The following is a 15,844-nucleotide window of genomic DNA, read 5'->3' as shown; positions in this document are numbered from 1 at the left end:
TTCTCCCACAAGCGGGAGAGCGGCCGTCGATCAATCGCGTCCTAATCTGCGACGATGGACTCCGCCAATTGCAGCGCCCGTGGATAATCGGGGACGAAGTGCAGGCCCTCGCGTTCGTCCAGATGCATGTCCGCGATCACCCGGCGCGGCTGCGGCTGCAGCCCCGAAATGATGAGGACGATGCCGCGACGCCGGCAACGCTCCGCGAGCGTCTTCAGCGCATGCACGCCGCTGGCGTCGACGATCGGCACCAACCGCATGCGCAAGATGAAGGCCTTGGGCGGCGAGATGAACTGGTCGAGCAGATTGTCCAGCCGGTTGGATGCGCCGAAGAACAGGGGCCCGTTGATCTGGAATACCTCCACACCCCTGGGCAGCGACGCGCGTTGGTCGTCGTCGGCGGCTTGGGGATCTTCTTCCGCGCCGTTCTCGTCCAGCAGGCGTACGCCCGAACTCACTTCGACCGCTTCGGCCATGCGGAACATGAAGACGAAAGCGGCGACGACCATGCCGGCTTCGATCGCCACGGTCAGGTCGAAGAACACCGTCAAGAAGAAGGTCAGCAGCAGCACCAGCCGATCGCCTTTCGGCGCCGACATCGTGTGGCGGAAATGCTGGTATTCGCTCATGTTCCAGGCCACGACCAGCAGCACGGCGGCCAGAGCCGCCAACGGCACGTAGCGCATCAGCGGCGCGAGCAAGAGCATGAACAGCAGCAAGAATGCGGCGTGCAACATGCCCGCGACCGGCGAACGCGCGCCGGCGCGCACGTTGGTCGCAGTGCGCGCGATCGCGCCGGTCGCCGGCAGGCCGCCGAACAGCGCCGAGCCGACGTTGGCCACGCCTTGCGCGACCAACTCGCCGTTCGAACGATGCCGTCCGCCGATCATGCCGTCCGCGACCACCGCCGACAGCAGCGATTCGACTCCGGCGAGGAAGGCGATGGTGAAGGAACTGGGCAGCAGTTCGAAGGTCCGCTCGAATGGAATGCGCGGAAAATCGAAATCCGGCAAGGCCGTAGGCAGCGCGCCAAAGCGGCTGCCGATGGTTTCGGCCGGCATCGCGAATGCGACGCAGACCGCCGTGCAGGCCAGCAGCGCGATCAGAAAAGCCGGCCAACCCGGCCTCCAGCGGCGCAAGGCCAGGATCGCGGCCATACCGAGCGCAGCCAACGCGATCGCCGCCGGCTGCGCGGTGCCCAGATGCTTCGCGTATGCGCTCCAGCGCGCGATGAATTCGGCCGGCACGGCGTCCATGCGCAAGCCGAGCAGATCCTTCACCTGGCTGGAGAAGATGCTGACCGCGATGCCGGCGGTGAAGCCGGTGATCACCGGTTGCGGCATGTACTTCATCAGCGTGCCCAGGCCCATCAATCCGGCTGCGATGAGCATCAAGCCGGCCAGCAAGGTGCACAAGACCAAGCCGCCGAAGCCGAACTTCTGGATCACCACGAACACTACCGGAATGAAGGCTGCGGTCGGTCCGCCTATCTGCACGCGCGAGCCACCGAGCGCAGAGATCAAGAAGCCGGCGACGATGGCCGTGTACAGACCTTTCTCCGGGGTGGTGCCGCTGGCGATCGCCAAAGCCATCGCCAAAGGCAGCGCGACGACAGCGACGGTGAATCCGGCGACGGCGTCCGCGCGCAGATCGCTCCAACCGTAGCCCTGGCGCAGCACGGTATATAGCTTGGGCACGAACATGCCCGCGTACCGGGAAAATTTCACAGGCGTCACGACGGTTCCTTGAACCGCACGCCGCGGCCGCGGGCTTGGCTGGGCTGTTCATTGCCGATCAACTCGATGCCCGCGGCATCCAAGGCTTCGACGATTTTGGTCAGCGTCTCGACCGTGCCGCGCACGTTGCCGCGGCTGGCTTCCATGCGTTGGATGGTGGGCAAGGAAACGCCGGCCACCTGCGCCAGCGTACGCTGGTCGATGCCGAGCAAGGCGCGTGCGGCGCGCATCTGGGCTGCAGAGATCATGGGCATGCCTCCGAAGCCGATTATTGGGCTTCAGATATGCCTATGCAAATTCAAAGCATGCATTGTGATGCAAAAAACATCACCGCATAACAGCCCGTGTCAGGATTTCGTTTCGCTTCCAGACTGCCGCTGCGAACCGCGCAACGCTTCGCGCATCAATCGCTTGGCGCTGTCGCCGATCTGATCGGCCGGGAGACCGGTGTTGTTGAGGATGACGACGCAGGCGCCGGTTACCGGTTCGTAGGCGATGACGGCCCGGTAGGCGCCGGTTTCCCCGGGTTCCCACAGGATCTTCGTGGCTTCGCCCTCGGTGAGGTCGATCACGCGACCGCCCAACGCGTAGGCTTGGTCCGGGACCGCCACGGTGGCCAATTCGCGCAAAGAAGCAGGCGACAGGTAACCGTCGCGGTAAACGCCGTCCATCAGCGCGCGCAGGTCGTCGACGGTGCTGTAGACCGTGCCAGATGCCGCGGCATAGGGCGGTATTCGATTCGTCTTGCGGACCGGCGCCGGTTGCAGCGCGGCATAGCCCGCCGCGGCGTCCTCGAGTTCGAAGGCCATCCCGGGTATTCCGCTGTGGGCGATGCCCAACGGAGCGAACACTTCTTCGTGCATGACCTGTTCGAAAGGCAGGCCCGAGGCTTGCTCCGCGATCGCCCTCACCAGGACCCAATTGGTGAGCGAATAATCCCATTGCGTTCCCGGCTCGGACGTCAGCGCATCGCTTCCGAACAATCGCGAGGCCTCCGCTGCGGGGATGTCCCGCTCCACCTTGCTCCGATCGGTCTTGTAGACGGCCATCACCCCGTTGGGGATGCCGCTTCTATTGGTGAGCAGGTGCCGAAGCGTCACCGAAGTTTTGGTTTTGTACGGCAAGTCTTTCAGCCAGGTGCCGATCGGCGCGTCCAGCGCGATTTTTCCCTTGTCCGCGAGCCGGAGCATCGTCACGGCGGTCAGGAATTTGGACGCCGATCCGATCTGGTACTTGGTCGTCCTGGAAGCGCTGCGGCCGGCTTCCGCATCGGCGATGCCGTAAGTCATCACCTGCGGCGCTTCGCCTCTGCCTCTGGCGACGAGAACGACGCCGTTGAAACCTTCGGGAGGCGAGAAGCCGATCGCCGGGGCCGATTCGCGCCTGGCATGGGAACAAGCTGCGCTGGCGGCGATGCAGGCTGCCGCGAATACCGCCACGACCGATTTGATGCGCGACATGGATTGTTCCCGTATTCGAAAAGGGCCAAGAAAATACAAGGCGCTGCGAACCGGCTTACAGCACTTCCGAAGCGTAATCCGCCAAGCGCGAACGCTCGCCGCGGCGCAAGGTGACGTGTGCGCTGTGCGCCCAGCCCTTGAAGCGGTCGACGGCGTAGGTGAGGCCGGAAGTGGTTTCGGTCAGGTAAGGCGTGTCGATCTGTTCGACGTTGCCCAGGCAGACGATCTTGGTGCCCGGACCGGCGCGGGTGATCAGCGTCTTCATCTGCTTGGGCGTGAGGTTCTGCGCCTCGTCCAGGATCAGCCAGCGATTGAGAAAAGTGCGGCCGCGCATGAAGTTCAGCGAGCGGATCTTGATGCGGGACGCGAGCAGATCGTTGGTGGCCGCGCGGCCCCAACTGCCGCCTTCCTGGTTGTGGGTCAGCACTTCCAGGTTGTCGGTCAGCGCGCCCATCCACGGCGTCATCTTTTCCTCTTCGGTGCCGGGCAGGAAGCCGATGTCCTCGCCGACGCTGACCGTGGCGCGGGTCATGATGATCTCGCGGTAGCGCTGCTGGTCCATCGTCTGCGCGAGCCCTGCGGCCAAAGCGAGCAAGGTCTTGCCGGTGCCGGCGGTGCCGAGCAGGGTAACGAAGTCGATTTCCGGGTCCATCAGCGCGTTCAGCGCGAAGTTCTGCTCGCGGTTGCGCGCGGTGATGCCCCACACCGCATGCTGGTTGCCGCGGTAGTCGTCGACGATCTGCAGCGTGGCCTTGCTCTCGTCGACCTTGACGACGCGCATTTCCGCTTCGTCGTCGCCGGGCAGGTACAGGTACTGGTTCGGGAACCAGTCGTCGTTCTCGTCCGGCTTCACTTCGTAATAGGTGCGGCCCTTCTCGGTCCAGGACTTCAGGTCCTTGCCGTGGCGCTGCCAGAAATCCTCCGGCAGCGCGTTGGCGCCGGTGTAGAGCAGGCTGAAATCGTCGAGCGCGCGGTCGTTCTCGTAATCTTCCGAAGCGATGCCGGCGATCGCCGCCTTGATGCGCAGGTTGATGTCCTTCGAAACGAACACCACCGGCACGCCCGGATCGGCGTGCTTGAGCGCGACGATGGCGCTGAGGATGTCGTTGTCGGGAATCTTGTCGTCGCCGCGCTTTCGCGTTTCCAGCGCGCCGGTCTGGAATTGCAGGCGGCCGATGCTTTCGGCGGCGCGCAATTGCAGACCGTTCGGGCGAGACAAGGTCAGGCCGGAGGAGATCTTGTCGGTGCCCTGGGTTTCGATCAGCTCGTTGATGAAGCGGCTGACCTGGCGCGCGTTGCGGCTGGCTTCGGAGGTGCCTTTCTTGCCGTTGTCCAACTCCTCGATGACCTGCATCGGCAGGAACACGTCGTGCTCCTCGAATTTGAACAGCGCGGTCGGGTCGTGCATCAGTACGTTGGTGTCGAGCACGTAGATGCGCTTGCCTTTGGTCATCGGGCTTTCCTGCGGAGTGGAAACGGTTTTGTCGATTTTGTGGGAGGGCCTTCAGGCCCGACTGTCGGGCCTGAAGGCCCTCCCACAAGAGCGGTGCGGAGCGAGCGGCCGCTGCTCACTGGTCTTGGGCCGCCTTCAGCGCGTCGAGCACGGCGAAAGCGTGGCCGGGCACCTTGACGTTGCGCCAGGCCTGGGCGATGCGGCCTTTCGGATCGATCAGGAAAGTGCTGCGCACCACGCCGATGTACTTGCGGCCGTACAGCTGCTTTTCCTGGATGACGCCGAACGCGTTGCATAAAGTTTCGTCGGGATCGCTGACCAGGTCGAACTTGAAGCCCTGCTTGGCGCAGAAGTTGGCGTGCGACTTCAGCGAATCGCGCGACACGCCCAGCACGGTCGCGTCCAGCTTCTTGAACTTCGGCAGCAGCGCGTTGAACTCCAGGCCCTCGGTGGTGCAGCCGGGCGTGGAATCCTTGGGGTAGAAGTACAGCACCAGCCAGTGGCCGGCGTGATCGGAGATCTTGGTCGTCAGGCCGCTGGACAGCGCGAGGGGCGGAAGCTTGGGGACCTTGTCGCCTACATCGATCATCGCGCTGGCCATCGTGGCGTTCCTGTCGTTGCGGATGAAGCGGGAGCCTGCACGCGTTCCTCAGAACTTCATCGGGTCCATGATCGCGTCCAGGTTCAGATGGTCGCAGAACTCGAGGAAATCGTCGCGCAGCGCGGCGATGTGCATGTCGGCCGGCACGCCGATGGTCAGCTGCGCCGAGAACATGTCCGCGCCGGTCTGCATCGCGCGGTAGCGCGAGCAGTGCAGGCTTTCGATGGTGATGCCCTGGCGGTCGAAGAAATCGGCCAGCTGGAACAGGATGCCGGGCTTGTCCGAGGCCACCACTTCGACCACGTAAGGCAACAAATTGGACTGCACCGGCTTGGGCCCGGTGCGGTACCAGACCAGTTTCAGGCCTTCCTCGCGCTCGAGCCGGGTCAGCATGGCTTCGAGCTTGGCCACCGAATCCCAGGAGCCCACCGCCAGCGCCGTGACCGAAACGTCCCGCCCGACCGTGCTCAGGCGCGTGTCGACGAGATTGCAGCCGCTGTCGGCGATGCGCCGCGTCACGCCCAGCAAGGGGGACTGCGGGTGCGTCGTATAGGCGTTGATCAGCAGGTAATTCTCGTTCGGCGAGGGCCGGGGAGCGGTATCGGAATCGGTCAAGGCGGCGTCCGCGGCAGCGTAGTGATATGAACGGCAGCCCGGGTTCGGGCCGGAGGCCGCTGCCAGCATACTTGCCCCTGCTTTCAAGCCGCAAGTAACATGTGAAAAACCTCGGTCACCACGCCTGCGCGGCCTTGCGCGGGCCACCACGAAGAGCATTCCGCTTGCGACTTTCGGGCAGCATCACCGCGCTGGCGACGCCTTTCACCGCGTCGGGCGAAATCGACCTGGACGCCTGGCGCCGCCTGCTGCAGGCGCAGCTGGACGGCGGCACCCAGGCCGTCGTGGTCGCCGGTTCCACCGGCGAAGCCGCTGCGCTCTACGATGCGGAATACGACGCGTTGCTGCGGGCGGCGGTGGAGCAGATCGCCGGACGCATCCCGGTGCTGGCCGGCACCGGCCACTCCAATACCGCCAAGACGATCGAGCAAACCCGCCGCGCCGCCGCTTCCGGCGCGGACTTCGCGCTGGTGGTGACGCCGCCGTACGTGCGTCCCACCCAGGCCGGATTGGAAGCCCACTTCCGCGCGATCGCCGACGACGGCGCGCTGCCGGTGGTGATGTACAACGTGCCCGGCCGCACCGGCTGCGATCTGCAGCCGCAAAGCGTCGCCGGCCTGCTGGCGCACGAACGCATCGTCGGCATCAAGGAAGCGCGCGGCGAACCCGAGCGCATGGCCGAATGGCTGGCGCTGCGCGAAGAAGGTTTCGCCGTGCTCAGCGGCGACGACCCGACCGCTTGCCGCGCGATCCTGGCCGGCGCCGACGGCGTGATCTCGGTGGCCTCGAACGTGCTGCCGCGCGCTTTCCGGCGCCTGTGCGACTTGGCCCGCGCCGGCGACGCCGCCGCGCAGGACTGGGATGCGCGGATGCGCGCCGTCTACGACTTCCTCGGCGTGGAGCCGAATCCGATTCCGCTGAAAGCACTGCTGCAGCGGCTGGGCATCGGCCATGGCCTGCGCCTGCCGCTGTTGCCCTTGTCCGCAACGCACACGGCAGCCGCCGAGCGCTGCGCCGCCGCCGTCCTCGAACTAGAAAACGCCTGCCGCGATCCGCTCGCGGCCTGACCTGGAGAAAGTCCGAATGCGCTACACCACCGCTTCATTCCGTTACCTCGCCGTGGCTTTGCTCGCGGTGGCGGTCGTCGGCGCTTCCGGTTGCCGTTGGTTCCGCAAGGACAACGAAGCCTACAAGCTCAGCGCCGAAGAACGTCCGCTGGAGATTCCGCCGGGCCTGGACCGCCCTAGCAGCGAAACCGCGATGAACTTGCCGGCCAGCGTGACCGCTTCGCAGGTGGCCGCGCAGCGCGGCAATCCGAACGCGCCGTCGCCGGTCGGCTTCAGCACCACCGGCGCCCGCGACGACGTCTTCGCCAAGGTCGGCGAAGTGCTCGCCGCGACCAGCGGCGTCACCGTCGCCAGCAAAGCGCAGATCCTGGGCACTTACGACGTCGACTACGAAGGCAGCAAGTTTCTGGTGCGCATCACCCAGGTCAGCGGCGGCACCTACGTTTCCGCGGTCGATCCGCGCGGCCTTCCGGCCACGGGCGAAGCGCCGGCTAAGCTGATGGCGGCGCTCAAGAACGGTTTGGGCAACTGAGCGGACCGAGCCAAGCCCCATGACGCACGTCCCCGGCAAGCGCGAAGCGCGCGCGACCCGGGGCGGCGCGTGGTCGGCCGCGATCGCGGCGGCTTTTCTGCTGGCCGCTTGCAACGGCCCGCGCAAGGAAACGCCGCCGCCGGCCGTCGTGCCGCCGCCCGTGCCGGCCGAATTCGTCGTCGCCGACAACGCCAACGACACCTGGAACACGGTCGGCCAGATCCTGGTCCGCACGCCCGGCGTGGAATACGAAAGCCGCGCGCAGATGATGGGCCTGTACACGGTCCGCTACCGCGGCCAAGCGCTACTGATCCGCGCTCAGCCGGTCGTGCTGGAGAAGCCCGGCGATGTCGTCCGCACCCGCGTTTTCGCGCTATTGCCTGACGGCAAGCCGGATACCGGCGCGCCCGCGCACGAATTGCTGGCGATGCTCGAGCAGCGCGTGCCGTTGGAGATCGAAAAATACCGGGTGCCGGTGAAGCTGAAGCCGGAGAAGAAGGCCAAACCCAAGGCCAAAAAGAAGCCGAAGAAGCGTTAGCGCTCCAGCAGCGGCAGCTTGTCCGGCTTGCCTTCCCAATCCTTGGCGTCGGGCAATCCGTCCTTGCGCGTGGTGATCACCGGCCAGGCTTTCGACAGCTCCGCATTCAAGGCCACGAACTGTTCTTGCCCCGCCGGCACGTCGTCCTCGGGATAGATCGCGTTGATCGGGCACTCCGGCTCGCACAGCGTGCAGTCGATGCACTCGTCCGGATCGATCACCAGGAAATTCGGCCCCTCGTGGAAACAATCGACCGGACACACCTCCACGCAGTCGGTGTATTTGCACTTGATGCAGTTTTCGGTGACGACGAAGGGCATGGCGGGATCGTTCTGCTAGCCGGAACGCTTAGTTTAGCCTCCACCGCCGAGCTGTCATCCCAAGTCCAACAAAAAAGCCCAAGCATCGCTGCCTAGGCTTTTTTAGATCCGACCGAGCCGGGCTCTTCCCGCGGAAGGGTCCGCGTAGTGGCGCTCCCTACGGGATTCGAACCCGTGTTTTAGCCTTGAGAGGGCCACGTCCTAGGCCTCTAGACGAAGGGAGCGGAGGAATCACCGGCTGGACGGCCGGCGCGCCCGGGAATGCAGCGCAGCTTGCTAGTATAGCAAGCTAACGGATGCCGACCAGGGCAGCCGGCCGGATCGAAACCCCAGCGCCTGATGCCCAATTCCGCCGACACCGTCCCCACTTCCTTGCGGATCATCCCCCGCGATCAGCACGCCATTTCGCGCAAGGACATCAGTCCCAACGCCCTGCGCGTGCTGTACCGCCTGCGCGACGCCGGCTTCCAGGCGTATCTGGTCGGCGGCGCGGTCCGCGATCTGCTGGTCGGCGGCCATCCCAAGGATTTCGACGTGGCCACCGACGCCACGCCCGAGCAGGTCAAGCAGCAGTTCCGCAATTGCCGCCTGATCGGCCGGCGCTTCCGCCTGGCCCACGTCGTGTTCGGCCGCGAGATCATCGAAGTGGCGACCTTCCGCGCCAACAGCGACGACGGCAGCGGCGACCGCCAAATGGACGACGGCCGCCTGGTGCGCGACAACGTCTACGGCAGCATCGAAGACGATGCGGTCCGCCGCGACTTCACCGCCAACGCCTTGTACTACGCCATCGAGGATTTCTCGGTGCGAGATTACGTCGGCGGCTACCAGGACGTCGAAGCGCGCGTGCTGAAGCTGATCGGCGACCCGGAAGAACGCTATCGCGAGGATCCGGTGCGGATGCTGCGGGCGATCCGCCTGGTGGCGAAACTCGATTTCAGCATCGACGTGGCCACGGCTGCGCCGATTCCCGAGCTGGCTCCGTTGCTGGGGCAGGCCGCGCCGGCGCGCTTGTTCGAGGAATGCCTGAAATTGTTCCTGTCCGGCCACGCCGCCGCCGGCTTCGAAGGCTTGGAGCGGCACGGCCTGCTGCCGTCGTTGCTGCCGGAAACCGCCGCGGCGTTGGCCGCCAACCGCAGCGGCGCGTTGCGGCGGATGCTGCTGCAAGGCTTGCGCGCGACCGATGCGCGCGTCGCCAACGACGAGCCGGTGTCGCCGGCCTTCCTGTTCGCGGTGCTGCTGTGGCCGGCCTATTGCCGCGCGCTGATCGCGCTGCAGAACCAAGGCGTGCACCCGGCCGAAGCGCAGCGCCGCGCCGCCGACCGCGTCACCTTGCACCAGGCGACCACGATCGCGTTGCCGCGCCGCTTCTCGCAGCCGATGCAGGAAATCTGGCTGCTGCAGTCGCGCTTCTCGCAACGCAAGCGCGTGGCGCGATTGCTGGGCCATCCGCAGTTCCGCGCCGCCTACGATTTCCTGGTGCTGCGCCTGAGCGCTTCGGAAGAGCACGCCGATGACGTGGCGTTCTGGCGCGACGCGCAACTCCAGTCCGGCGAGAACGAATCCGGCTCGTCCGACGAGCATTTGTTCGAAGGGGAAGGCGAAGCGACGCCGCGCCGCCGCCGCCGCAGGCGCCGGCGCAGCCCGTCCGCGAACGCGTGAATCCGGTCGTCGCTTTCGTCGGCCTCGGCGGCAACGTCGGCGACGCCGCCGCGACGCTGCGCGCCGCGTTCGGCGAACTCGAGGCCTTGCCGAGCACCCGCTTGTTGCGCGCCTCGCGGCTGTACCGCACGCCGGCCTGGGGCCTGGAAGACCAGCCCGATTTCGTGAATGCAGCGGCGATGCTGGAGACGGCGCTGCCCGCGCGGGAGTTGCTCGCGCACCTGCTGGCGATCGAGCGCGCGCACGGACGCGAACGCGACGCGGACCGGCGCTGGGGCCCGCGCACGCTGGATCTGGATTTGCTGCTGTACGGCGACGCCGTGCTCGACGAAGCCGGCCTGCATCTGCCGCATCCGCGTTTGCATGAACGCGCGTTCGCATTGATGCCGTTGGCCGAGATCGCGCCGAAAGCGACTATTCCCGGCGTCGGGCCCGTCGCGGAGGCTTTGGCGAAATTGCCGACCGACAGCATCTCCGTCTTGGACTGACCCGGCTTCGCTCTTTGTAGGAGCGGCTTTAGCCGCGAGCTTTTCCCCCGAACTCGCTGCGCTGTCGCGATTTGAAGGAAAAAGCTCGCGGCTAAAGCCGCTCCTACAAAAACCCGCACCCTCGTTCGGTGCCGATGAGCGCCGCTAGCGGGGCCAAGGCGCTATGCTTCGCGCATCCCCACCGCATTCGCCGACATGGCCATCCACGACGACAAACCCTGGACCATCCCGGATCTGGCCGCGGCCAAGCGCGCCGGGCACAAGCTGGCGATGCTCACCGCCTACGACGCCGGCTTCGCGCGCGTGTTCGACGCCGCGGGCGCGGATTTGATCCTGGTCGGCGATTCGCTGGGCATGGTCGCGCAAGGCCACAACTCGACTTTGCCGGTGACGGTCGACGACATCGCTTATCACACCGCCAGCGTCGCGCGCGGGCTAAAGCGGGCGCTGCTGGTCGCAGATCTGCCGTTCCAGTCCGACGCGACGCCCGAGCGTGCGCTCGAAGCGTCCACGCGCCTGCTGCAAGCCGGCGCGCAAATGGTCAAGTTGGAAGGCGCGGGGCATAAATTGGAGACGATCCGCTTCCTGGTCGAACGCGAGATTCCGGTCTGCGGACATCTCGGCTTGACCCCGCAATCGGTGCTGCGCTTCGGTGGTTACAAAGTGCAGGGTAGGGAAGAAGCCGCGGCCAAGAAATTGCGGGCGGACGCCGCCGCCATCGCCGACGCCGGCGCGCAATTGCTCGTCTTCGAATGCGTGCCTTCGGCGCTGGCCGAAACGATCACGCGGGAAATTCCCGTCCCCACCATCGGCATCGGCGCCGGCCCCGGCTGCGACGGCCAAGTGCTGGTGCTGCACGATTTCCTGGGCCTGGACAGCGGCCACCGGCGCCCGCGCTTCGTCAAGGATTTCCTGGCGCAGGGCGGTTCCATCGACGGCGCCGTCCGCGCTTATGTCGCCGCGGTGCGCGACGGCAGTTTTCCCGATGCCGAGCATTCCTACGCTTGAGGCTCTTGTGGGAGGGGCTTCAGCCCCGACATGCTTAGCCGGATTCCTGTCGGGGCTGAAGCCCCTCCCACAAAGGCCGCAAGTCCATGATCGCCACACTCAGCCGGCTCGATGAATTGCGCGCGCGGATCGGCGAATGGAAGCGCGCCGGCCTGCGCGTCGGTTTCGTGCCGACCATGGGCAATCTGCACGCCGGCCACCATTCGCTGGTGAAGCTCGCCCGCGAACACGCCGACCGCGTCGTCGCCAGCGTGTTCGTCAATCCGACCCAGTTCGGCCCCAGCGAGGACTTTTCGCGCTATCCGCGCACGCCGGAGGCCGACGCCGCTGGACTGGAAGCCAGCGGTTGCGACGCACTGTGGCTGCCGTCGGTGGAAACGATGTATCCGTTCGGCGCCGCGAACGCGGTGTCGATGCATGTTCCCGGCGTGACCGACACTTTGGAAGGCGCGCATCGCCCAGGCCATTTCGACGGCGTCGCGACCGTGGTCGCGCGGCTGTTCAACCAGGCGCAACCGGACGTCGCGGTGTTCGGCCGCAAGGACTACCAGCAATTGGCGGTGGTCCGCTACATGGTCCGCGATCTGGCGTTTCCGATCGAGTTGATCGCCGCGCCGACGTTGCGCGAAGCCGACGGCTTGGCGATGAGTTCGCGCAACCAGTATTTGTCGGCGGAAGAACGGCCGGTGGCGGCGACGATCCATCGCACGCTGCTGGCGATGCGGGAGGGCCTGCGCAGCGGACGTTCGCGCGATGCCGTCGAGCAGGAGGCTGCGTCCCAGTTGCGCGATGCGGGGTTCGCGGTGGACTACGCCGTCGTGCGGACGCTTGAGCTCGGTGCGCCGAAAGACGAATCGGCGGGTCCGCTCGTAGCGTTGATTGCGGCCAAGTTAGGCCGAACAAGGTTGATCGATAATTTGGAATTCGAAATCTAGCCGTTCCGGTAGCGCGCGCGAAAGTTTGCCCTTTCCTCTCCCCTGTGGGTTGAAGACGCATGCATGCGAAGCATTGCTTCGCATGCCTCTGAACGCCTCGCACAAGCGAGGCCGGGGCGCGTAGCGGATGCCGGGGGGCAGGAGAGGGCGCGAGCGAAGCGCTTTGTAGTTGCCCGAAAAGCAGAACCCTCCCTGGCGCTTCGCGCCGGTCCCTCTCCCGTAAAGGGAGAGGCAAGAGGGACCGCGCTGGCCTGGGCTGAATCCGGGGCAAATGCTATGTTGCAGTGCGGAAATTCGCCCCTATACTCCGCGCATCGGGCTGACCGCCCGGCCGACCACGGCCCAGACGCCATGCAACTGACCCTGCTGAAAGCCAAGATCCACCGCGCCACCGTCACCCACGCCGAGCTGCATTACGAAGGCTCCTGCGCCATCGACGGCCGCTTGCTCGACATCGCCGGCATCCGCGAATACGAGCGCGTGGAGATCTACAACATCAACAACGGCGAGCGCTTCGCCACCTACGCCATCCGCGGCGAGGAAGGCAGCGGCATGATCTCGGTGAACGGCGCCGCCGCGCACAAGGCGCGTCCCGGCGATCTGGTCATCATCTGCGCGTACGGCGCTTGCGACGAAGCCGAAGCGGCCAAGTTCAAGCCGACCCTGGTCTACGTCGACCGCGACAACCGGCTGACGCATACCAACACCTCCATCCCCGCGCAGGCGGCCTGAGGCGTGGTCGGCGGCGATTTCGACCGTCTCCGCGCGCATGCCGCGCGCGTGCAGGCCAAGCCGCTGCCGCAATTGATCGCCGAGGATCCGGCGCGCGCGCGCGACTTCGCGCTGCGCACCGGGCCCCTGTACGCCAACTTCGCCCGCCAGCGCTACGACCGCGAAGCTTTGGACGCGCTGTTCGCGTTGGCGGACGCGGCCGGCGTCGAATCCGCACTGAAGCGATTGTTCGCCGGCGAGGCGGTCAATCCGACCGAAGGCCGCGCCGCGCTGCATACCGCCTTGCGCGGCGACTTGGCGGACAGCGCCGTCGCGCACGACGCCTACGCGCAAGCGGCGGCCGTGCGTACGCGCATGCGCGGACTGATCGCCAGCCTGGAAGCTTCCGAAGTCACCGACATCGTCAGCGTCGGCATCGGCGGTTCGGATCTCGGCCCGCGCCTCGTGGTCGACGCCCTGTCCGGTCCGGCGCCGGGCCGCTTCCGCGTCCATTTCCTGTCCAACGTCGACGGCAGCGCCGCGCAGCGCGCGCTGGCCGGGCTGGATCCGGCGCGCACTGCGGCGATCCTGATCTCGAAGACCTTCGGCACCCAGGAAACGCTGCTCAACGGCCGGATCCTGCGCGATTGGCTCGGCAACGACGAACGCGTCTACGCGGTCAGCGCCAACGTCCAGCGCGCGGGCGAGTTCGGCATCGCGCCGGAACGGATCCTACCGATGTGGGATTGGGTCGGCGGCCGCTATTCGCTGTGGTCGGCGGTCGGCTTCCCGATCGCATTGGCGATCGGCATGGATGCGTTCGAAGCGCTTCTGGGCGGCGCCGCGGCGATGGACGCGCATGCGCTGTCCTCGCCTTCCAAACAGAACATCGCGGTCTGGCACGCGCTCACCGCAGTTTGGAACCGCAATGCGCTCGGCGCCGCCACGCAAGCGGTGCTGCCTTACGACGAACGCCTGAAATTGCTGCCGAACTATCTGCAGCAGTTGGTGATGGAAAGCCTGGGCAAGAGCGCGCGCCTGGACGGCGCACCATTGAGCGACCCAACCGTGCCGGTGTGGTGGGGCGGCGCCGGCACCGACACCCAGCACAGCTTCTTCCAGGCCCTGCACCAGGGCACCCAGATCGTGCCGGCCGATTTCGTGGGCGTCGTCCACGGCGACGATCCGTACGCGGACAACCGCCAAGCTTTGCTCGCCAATCTGCTGGCGCAAACCGAAGCGCTGGCCAACGGCTCGCGCAACGACGACCCCCATCGCGCCTACGCAGGCAACCGGCCGAGTACCCTGATCCTGCTGGACGCGCTGACGCCGCATTCGCTGGGCATGCTGATCGCGATGTACGAGCACAGCGTGTACGTGCAGTCGGTGCTGTGGGGCATCAACGCCTTCGACCAGTTCGGCGTCGAATTGGGCAAGCAGGTCGCCAATCGCTTGCTGCCGGCCTTGAAGGGCGAGGCCGAGGCGGACGATCCGGTCACCCGGGAACTGTTGGGGCAGATCAAAAGCGTTTAGACGCGGATAAGATCCGATAGATCGGATAAGGCTTTCCATTGGGATCGCTTCATCCGTGTCCATCGGACTTAATCCGTGTCTAAAAAATAATCTCCGACCGCGCCATGCCTGGCCAATGCCCAGGCGACGTGCTCGCGCACGACCGGCGAAGGATGCTCGCTGCGCGAACGCAGCGCCGCCACGGTTTCCGGCGTAGTCGGCGCATTGCCCAGCGCCACCGCGATATTGCGCAACCAGCGTTCGTGGCCGCTGCGGCGGATCGCCGAGCCTTCGGTGCGGCGCAGGAATTCGTCTTCGTCCCAGGCGAACAGCTGCGCCAGCGTCGCCTTGTCCAGATCGTTGCGGGCGCGGAAATCCGGCTCGTCGGTGCGCTGGGCGAATTTGTTCCAGGGACAGACCAGCTGGCAGTCGTCGCAGCCGAAGATGCGGTTGCCGATCGGAGCGCGCAGTTCTTCCGGAATCGAGCCTTCGTGCTCGATGGTGAGATAAGCGATGCAGCGCCGCGCGTCCAGCCGATGCGGCGCGACGATCGCCTGCGTCGGGCACACGTCGATGCAGCGCACGCAGGTGCCGCAGTGCGCGCTCGCCGCTTCGTCGACGGGCAAGGGCAGGTCGACGTAGATCTCGCCGAGGAAGAACCAGGAGCCGCCGTCCTTGTCGATCAGGCAGGTGTTCTTGCCGATCCAGCCCAGGCCCGCGTTGCGCGCCAGCGCGCGCTCCAGCACCGGCGCCGAATCGACGAACACGCGATGCCCGAAAGGTCCGACTTCTTCCGCGATGCGGTCCGCCAGCGCTTGCAGCCGGTTGCGCATCAGCTTGTGGTAGTCGCGTCCCAGCGCGTAGCGGGCGACGTAAGCGCGTTCGCCTTCGGCCAGGTTGCGCCATGCCGCTTCGTCGTCGCCGCGGCCGTAGTCCAGGCCCACCGATACCACGCGCAGGGTGCCGGGGATCAGTTCGTCCGGGCGCGAACGCTTGTCGCCGTGCCGGGCCATCCAATCCATCGAGCCGTACAGGCCGTTGGCCAGCCACTCGCGCAGATAGGCTTCGTCGGCGCCGAGGTCGATGTCGCTGATGCCGCAGCGCTGGAAGCCGAGTTCGCGCGACAGCCGCTTGATGCGCTGCGCGAGCAGGATGTAATCGGGTCGGGCGGGCGCGGTTTCCACGGCGCCAAGTATAGAATCCGGG

Annotated in this window: 17 protein-coding genes and 1 tRNA gene; 9 read left to right on the top strand and 9 right to left on the bottom strand. The window is 66.2% G+C overall.

Annotated elements, in window-relative coordinates:
- Positions 1 to 41: 41 nt before the first annotated feature.
- The 6 genes from FCE95_RS04905 to FCE95_RS04880 all read right to left on the bottom strand — a co-directional run bounded on the left by FCE95_RS04905 (position 42) and on the right by FCE95_RS04880 (position 5,934).
- The gene (locus tag FCE95_RS04905; protein WP_223266776.1) at positions 42 to 1,736 is read right to left on the bottom strand and encodes a SulP family inorganic anion transporter; all 1,695 of its coding nucleotides are present in this window, start codon (positions 1,734 to 1,736) and stop codon (positions 42 to 44) included.
- The gene (locus FCE95_RS04900) at positions 1,733 to 1,984 is read right to left on the bottom strand and encodes a helix-turn-helix domain-containing protein (protein ID WP_137265838.1); all 252 of its coding nucleotides are present in this window, start codon (positions 1,982 to 1,984) and stop codon (positions 1,733 to 1,735) included. The genes FCE95_RS04905 and FCE95_RS04900 overlap by 4 nt, the downstream gene beginning before the upstream one ends.
- Before the next feature lie 99 nt (positions 1,985 to 2,083).
- The gene (locus FCE95_RS04895; RefSeq protein ID WP_137265837.1) at positions 2,084 to 3,196 is read right to left on the bottom strand and encodes a serine hydrolase domain-containing protein; all 1,113 of its coding nucleotides are present in this window, start codon (positions 3,194 to 3,196) and stop codon (positions 2,084 to 2,086) included.
- Positions 3,197 to 3,251: 55 nt separating this feature from the next.
- The gene (locus FCE95_RS04890; RefSeq protein WP_137265836.1) at positions 3,252 to 4,649 is read right to left on the bottom strand and encodes a PhoH family protein; all 1,398 of its coding nucleotides are present in this window, start codon (positions 4,647 to 4,649) and stop codon (positions 3,252 to 3,254) included.
- 115 nt (positions 4,650 to 4,764) lie between these two features.
- The gene (locus FCE95_RS04885; RefSeq protein ID WP_137266452.1) at positions 4,765 to 5,238 is read right to left on the bottom strand and encodes a peroxiredoxin; all 474 of its coding nucleotides are present in this window, start codon (positions 5,236 to 5,238) and stop codon (positions 4,765 to 4,767) included.
- A gap of 60 nt (positions 5,239 to 5,298) precedes the next feature.
- Entirely contained in the window at positions 5,299 to 5,934 is a 636-nt protein-coding gene (locus FCE95_RS04880) for a glycine cleavage system transcriptional repressor (protein WP_137265835.1), read from the bottom strand.
- 95 nt (positions 5,935 to 6,029) lie between these two features.
- Between FCE95_RS04880 and dapA the strand changes: the two genes are divergently transcribed.
- Genes dapA through FCE95_RS04865 form a run of 3 tightly spaced genes read left to right on the top strand, consistent with a single transcriptional unit; the run spans position 6,030 to position 8,002 of the window.
- Positions 6,030 to 6,932: a 4-hydroxy-tetrahydrodipicolinate synthase gene (gene dapA / locus FCE95_RS04875; RefSeq protein WP_137265834.1), complete on the top strand. Its 903-nt coding sequence runs from the start codon at positions 6,030 to 6,032 to the stop codon at positions 6,930 to 6,932.
- A gap of 16 nt (positions 6,933 to 6,948) precedes the next feature.
- On the top strand, positions 6,949 to 7,464 hold the full coding sequence (locus FCE95_RS04870; RefSeq protein ID WP_137265833.1) for a hypothetical protein: 516 nt from the start codon (positions 6,949 to 6,951) through the stop codon (positions 7,462 to 7,464).
- A gap of 19 nt (positions 7,465 to 7,483) precedes the next feature.
- Positions 7,484 to 8,002, top strand: a complete 519-nt coding sequence (locus FCE95_RS04865; protein WP_137265832.1) for a hypothetical protein — start codon at positions 7,484 to 7,486, stop codon at positions 8,000 to 8,002.
- Here the strand turns inward: FCE95_RS04865 and fdxA are convergent.
- Together fdxA and FCE95_RS04855 are read right to left on the bottom strand one after the other, a co-directional pair.
- Entirely contained in the window at positions 7,999 to 8,322 is a 324-nt protein-coding gene (gene fdxA, locus FCE95_RS04860; RefSeq protein ID WP_137265831.1) for a ferredoxin FdxA, read from the bottom strand. The two genes, FCE95_RS04865 and fdxA, sit on opposite strands and share 4 nt — an antisense overlap.
- Positions 8,323 to 8,470: 148 nt before the next feature.
- Positions 8,471 to 8,546 (bottom strand) — tRNA-Glu (locus tag FCE95_RS04855).
- Positions 8,547 to 8,661: 115 nt separating this feature from the next.
- On the opposite strand from FCE95_RS04855, the gene pcnB reads away from it, so the two are divergent.
- From pcnB to pgi, 6 genes are all read left to right on the top strand, one after another.
- A complete protein-coding gene (pcnB, locus tag FCE95_RS04850; protein ID WP_137265830.1) occupies positions 8,662 to 9,984 on the top strand; it encodes a polynucleotide adenylyltransferase PcnB in 1,323 nt (440 codons plus the stop codon).
- A complete protein-coding gene (gene folK / locus FCE95_RS04845; protein ID WP_137265829.1) occupies positions 9,981 to 10,472 on the top strand; it encodes a 2-amino-4-hydroxy-6-hydroxymethyldihydropteridine diphosphokinase in 492 nt (163 codons plus the stop codon). The genes pcnB and folK overlap by 4 nt, the downstream gene beginning before the upstream one ends.
- A gap of 195 nt (positions 10,473 to 10,667) precedes the next feature.
- Positions 10,668 to 11,480, top strand: coding sequence for a 3-methyl-2-oxobutanoate hydroxymethyltransferase (gene panB, locus FCE95_RS04840; protein WP_137265828.1), 813 nt, complete (start codon positions 10,668 to 10,670; stop codon positions 11,478 to 11,480).
- An 86-nt stretch (positions 11,481 to 11,566) separates the two neighbouring features.
- Positions 11,567 to 12,415 (top strand): pantoate--beta-alanine ligase, encoded by an 849-nt coding sequence (panC, locus tag FCE95_RS04835; RefSeq protein ID WP_137265827.1) that lies wholly within the window; start codon positions 11,567 to 11,569, stop codon positions 12,413 to 12,415.
- A gap of 351 nt (positions 12,416 to 12,766) precedes the next feature.
- Entirely contained in the window at positions 12,767 to 13,147 is a 381-nt protein-coding gene (gene panD, locus FCE95_RS04830) for an aspartate 1-decarboxylase (RefSeq protein WP_137265826.1), read from the top strand.
- 3 nt (positions 13,148 to 13,150) lie between these two features.
- The gene (pgi, locus tag FCE95_RS04825; protein WP_137265825.1) at positions 13,151 to 14,659 is read left to right on the top strand and encodes a glucose-6-phosphate isomerase; all 1,509 of its coding nucleotides are present in this window, start codon (positions 13,151 to 13,153) and stop codon (positions 14,657 to 14,659) included.
- 68 nt (positions 14,660 to 14,727) lie between these two features.
- Here pgi and queG read toward each other — a convergent pair whose 3' ends face one another.
- Entirely contained in the window at positions 14,728 to 15,822 is a 1,095-nt protein-coding gene (gene queG / locus FCE95_RS04820) for a tRNA epoxyqueuosine(34) reductase QueG (RefSeq protein ID WP_137265824.1), read from the bottom strand.
- Between the last annotated feature and the right edge of the window lie 22 nt (positions 15,823 to 15,844).

This window comes from Luteimonas gilva (genome assembly GCF_005239095.1).
Lineage (GTDB): Bacteria > Pseudomonadota > Gammaproteobacteria > Xanthomonadales > Xanthomonadaceae > Luteimonas_C > Luteimonas_C gilva.
This window is presented reverse-complemented; position numbering and strand designations above follow the sequence as displayed.

Excerpts from the sequence above, each read along its gene's own strand:
- fdxA (WP_137265831.1), bottom strand. The coding sequence starts at position 8,322 with ATGCCCTTCGTCGTCACCGAAAACTGCATCAAGTGCAAATACACCGAC.
- FCE95_RS04900 (WP_137265838.1), bottom strand. The coding sequence starts at position 1,984 with ATGATCTCTGCAGCCCAGATGCGCGCCGCACGCGCCTTGCTCGGCATC.
- FCE95_RS04870 (WP_137265833.1), top strand. The coding sequence starts at position 6,949 with ATGCGCTACACCACCGCTTCATTCCGTTACCTCGCCGTGGCTTTGCTC.
- pcnB (WP_137265830.1), top strand. The coding sequence starts at position 8,662 with ATGCCCAATTCCGCCGACACCGTCCCCACTTCCTTGCGGATCATCCCC.
- panC (WP_137265827.1), top strand. The coding sequence starts at position 11,567 with ATGATCGCCACACTCAGCCGGCTCGATGAATTGCGCGCGCGGATCGGC.
- FCE95_RS04890 (WP_137265836.1), bottom strand. The coding sequence starts at position 4,649 with ATGACCAAAGGCAAGCGCATCTACGTGCTCGACACCAACGTACTGATG.
- FCE95_RS04895 (WP_137265837.1), bottom strand. The coding sequence starts at position 3,196 with ATGTCGCGCATCAAATCGGTCGTGGCGGTATTCGCGGCAGCCTGCATC.
- FCE95_RS04865 (WP_137265832.1), top strand. The coding sequence starts at position 7,484 with ATGACGCACGTCCCCGGCAAGCGCGAAGCGCGCGCGACCCGGGGCGGC.
- FCE95_RS04880 (WP_137265835.1), bottom strand. The coding sequence starts at position 5,934 with ATGCTGGCAGCGGCCTCCGGCCCGAACCCGGGCTGCCGTTCATATCAC.
- FCE95_RS04885 (WP_137266452.1), bottom strand. The coding sequence starts at position 5,238 with ATGATCGATGTAGGCGACAAGGTCCCCAAGCTTCCGCCCCTCGCGCTG.
- panB (WP_137265828.1), top strand. The coding sequence starts at position 10,668 with ATGGCCATCCACGACGACAAACCCTGGACCATCCCGGATCTGGCCGCG.
- panD (WP_137265826.1), top strand. The coding sequence starts at position 12,767 with ATGCAACTGACCCTGCTGAAAGCCAAGATCCACCGCGCCACCGTCACC.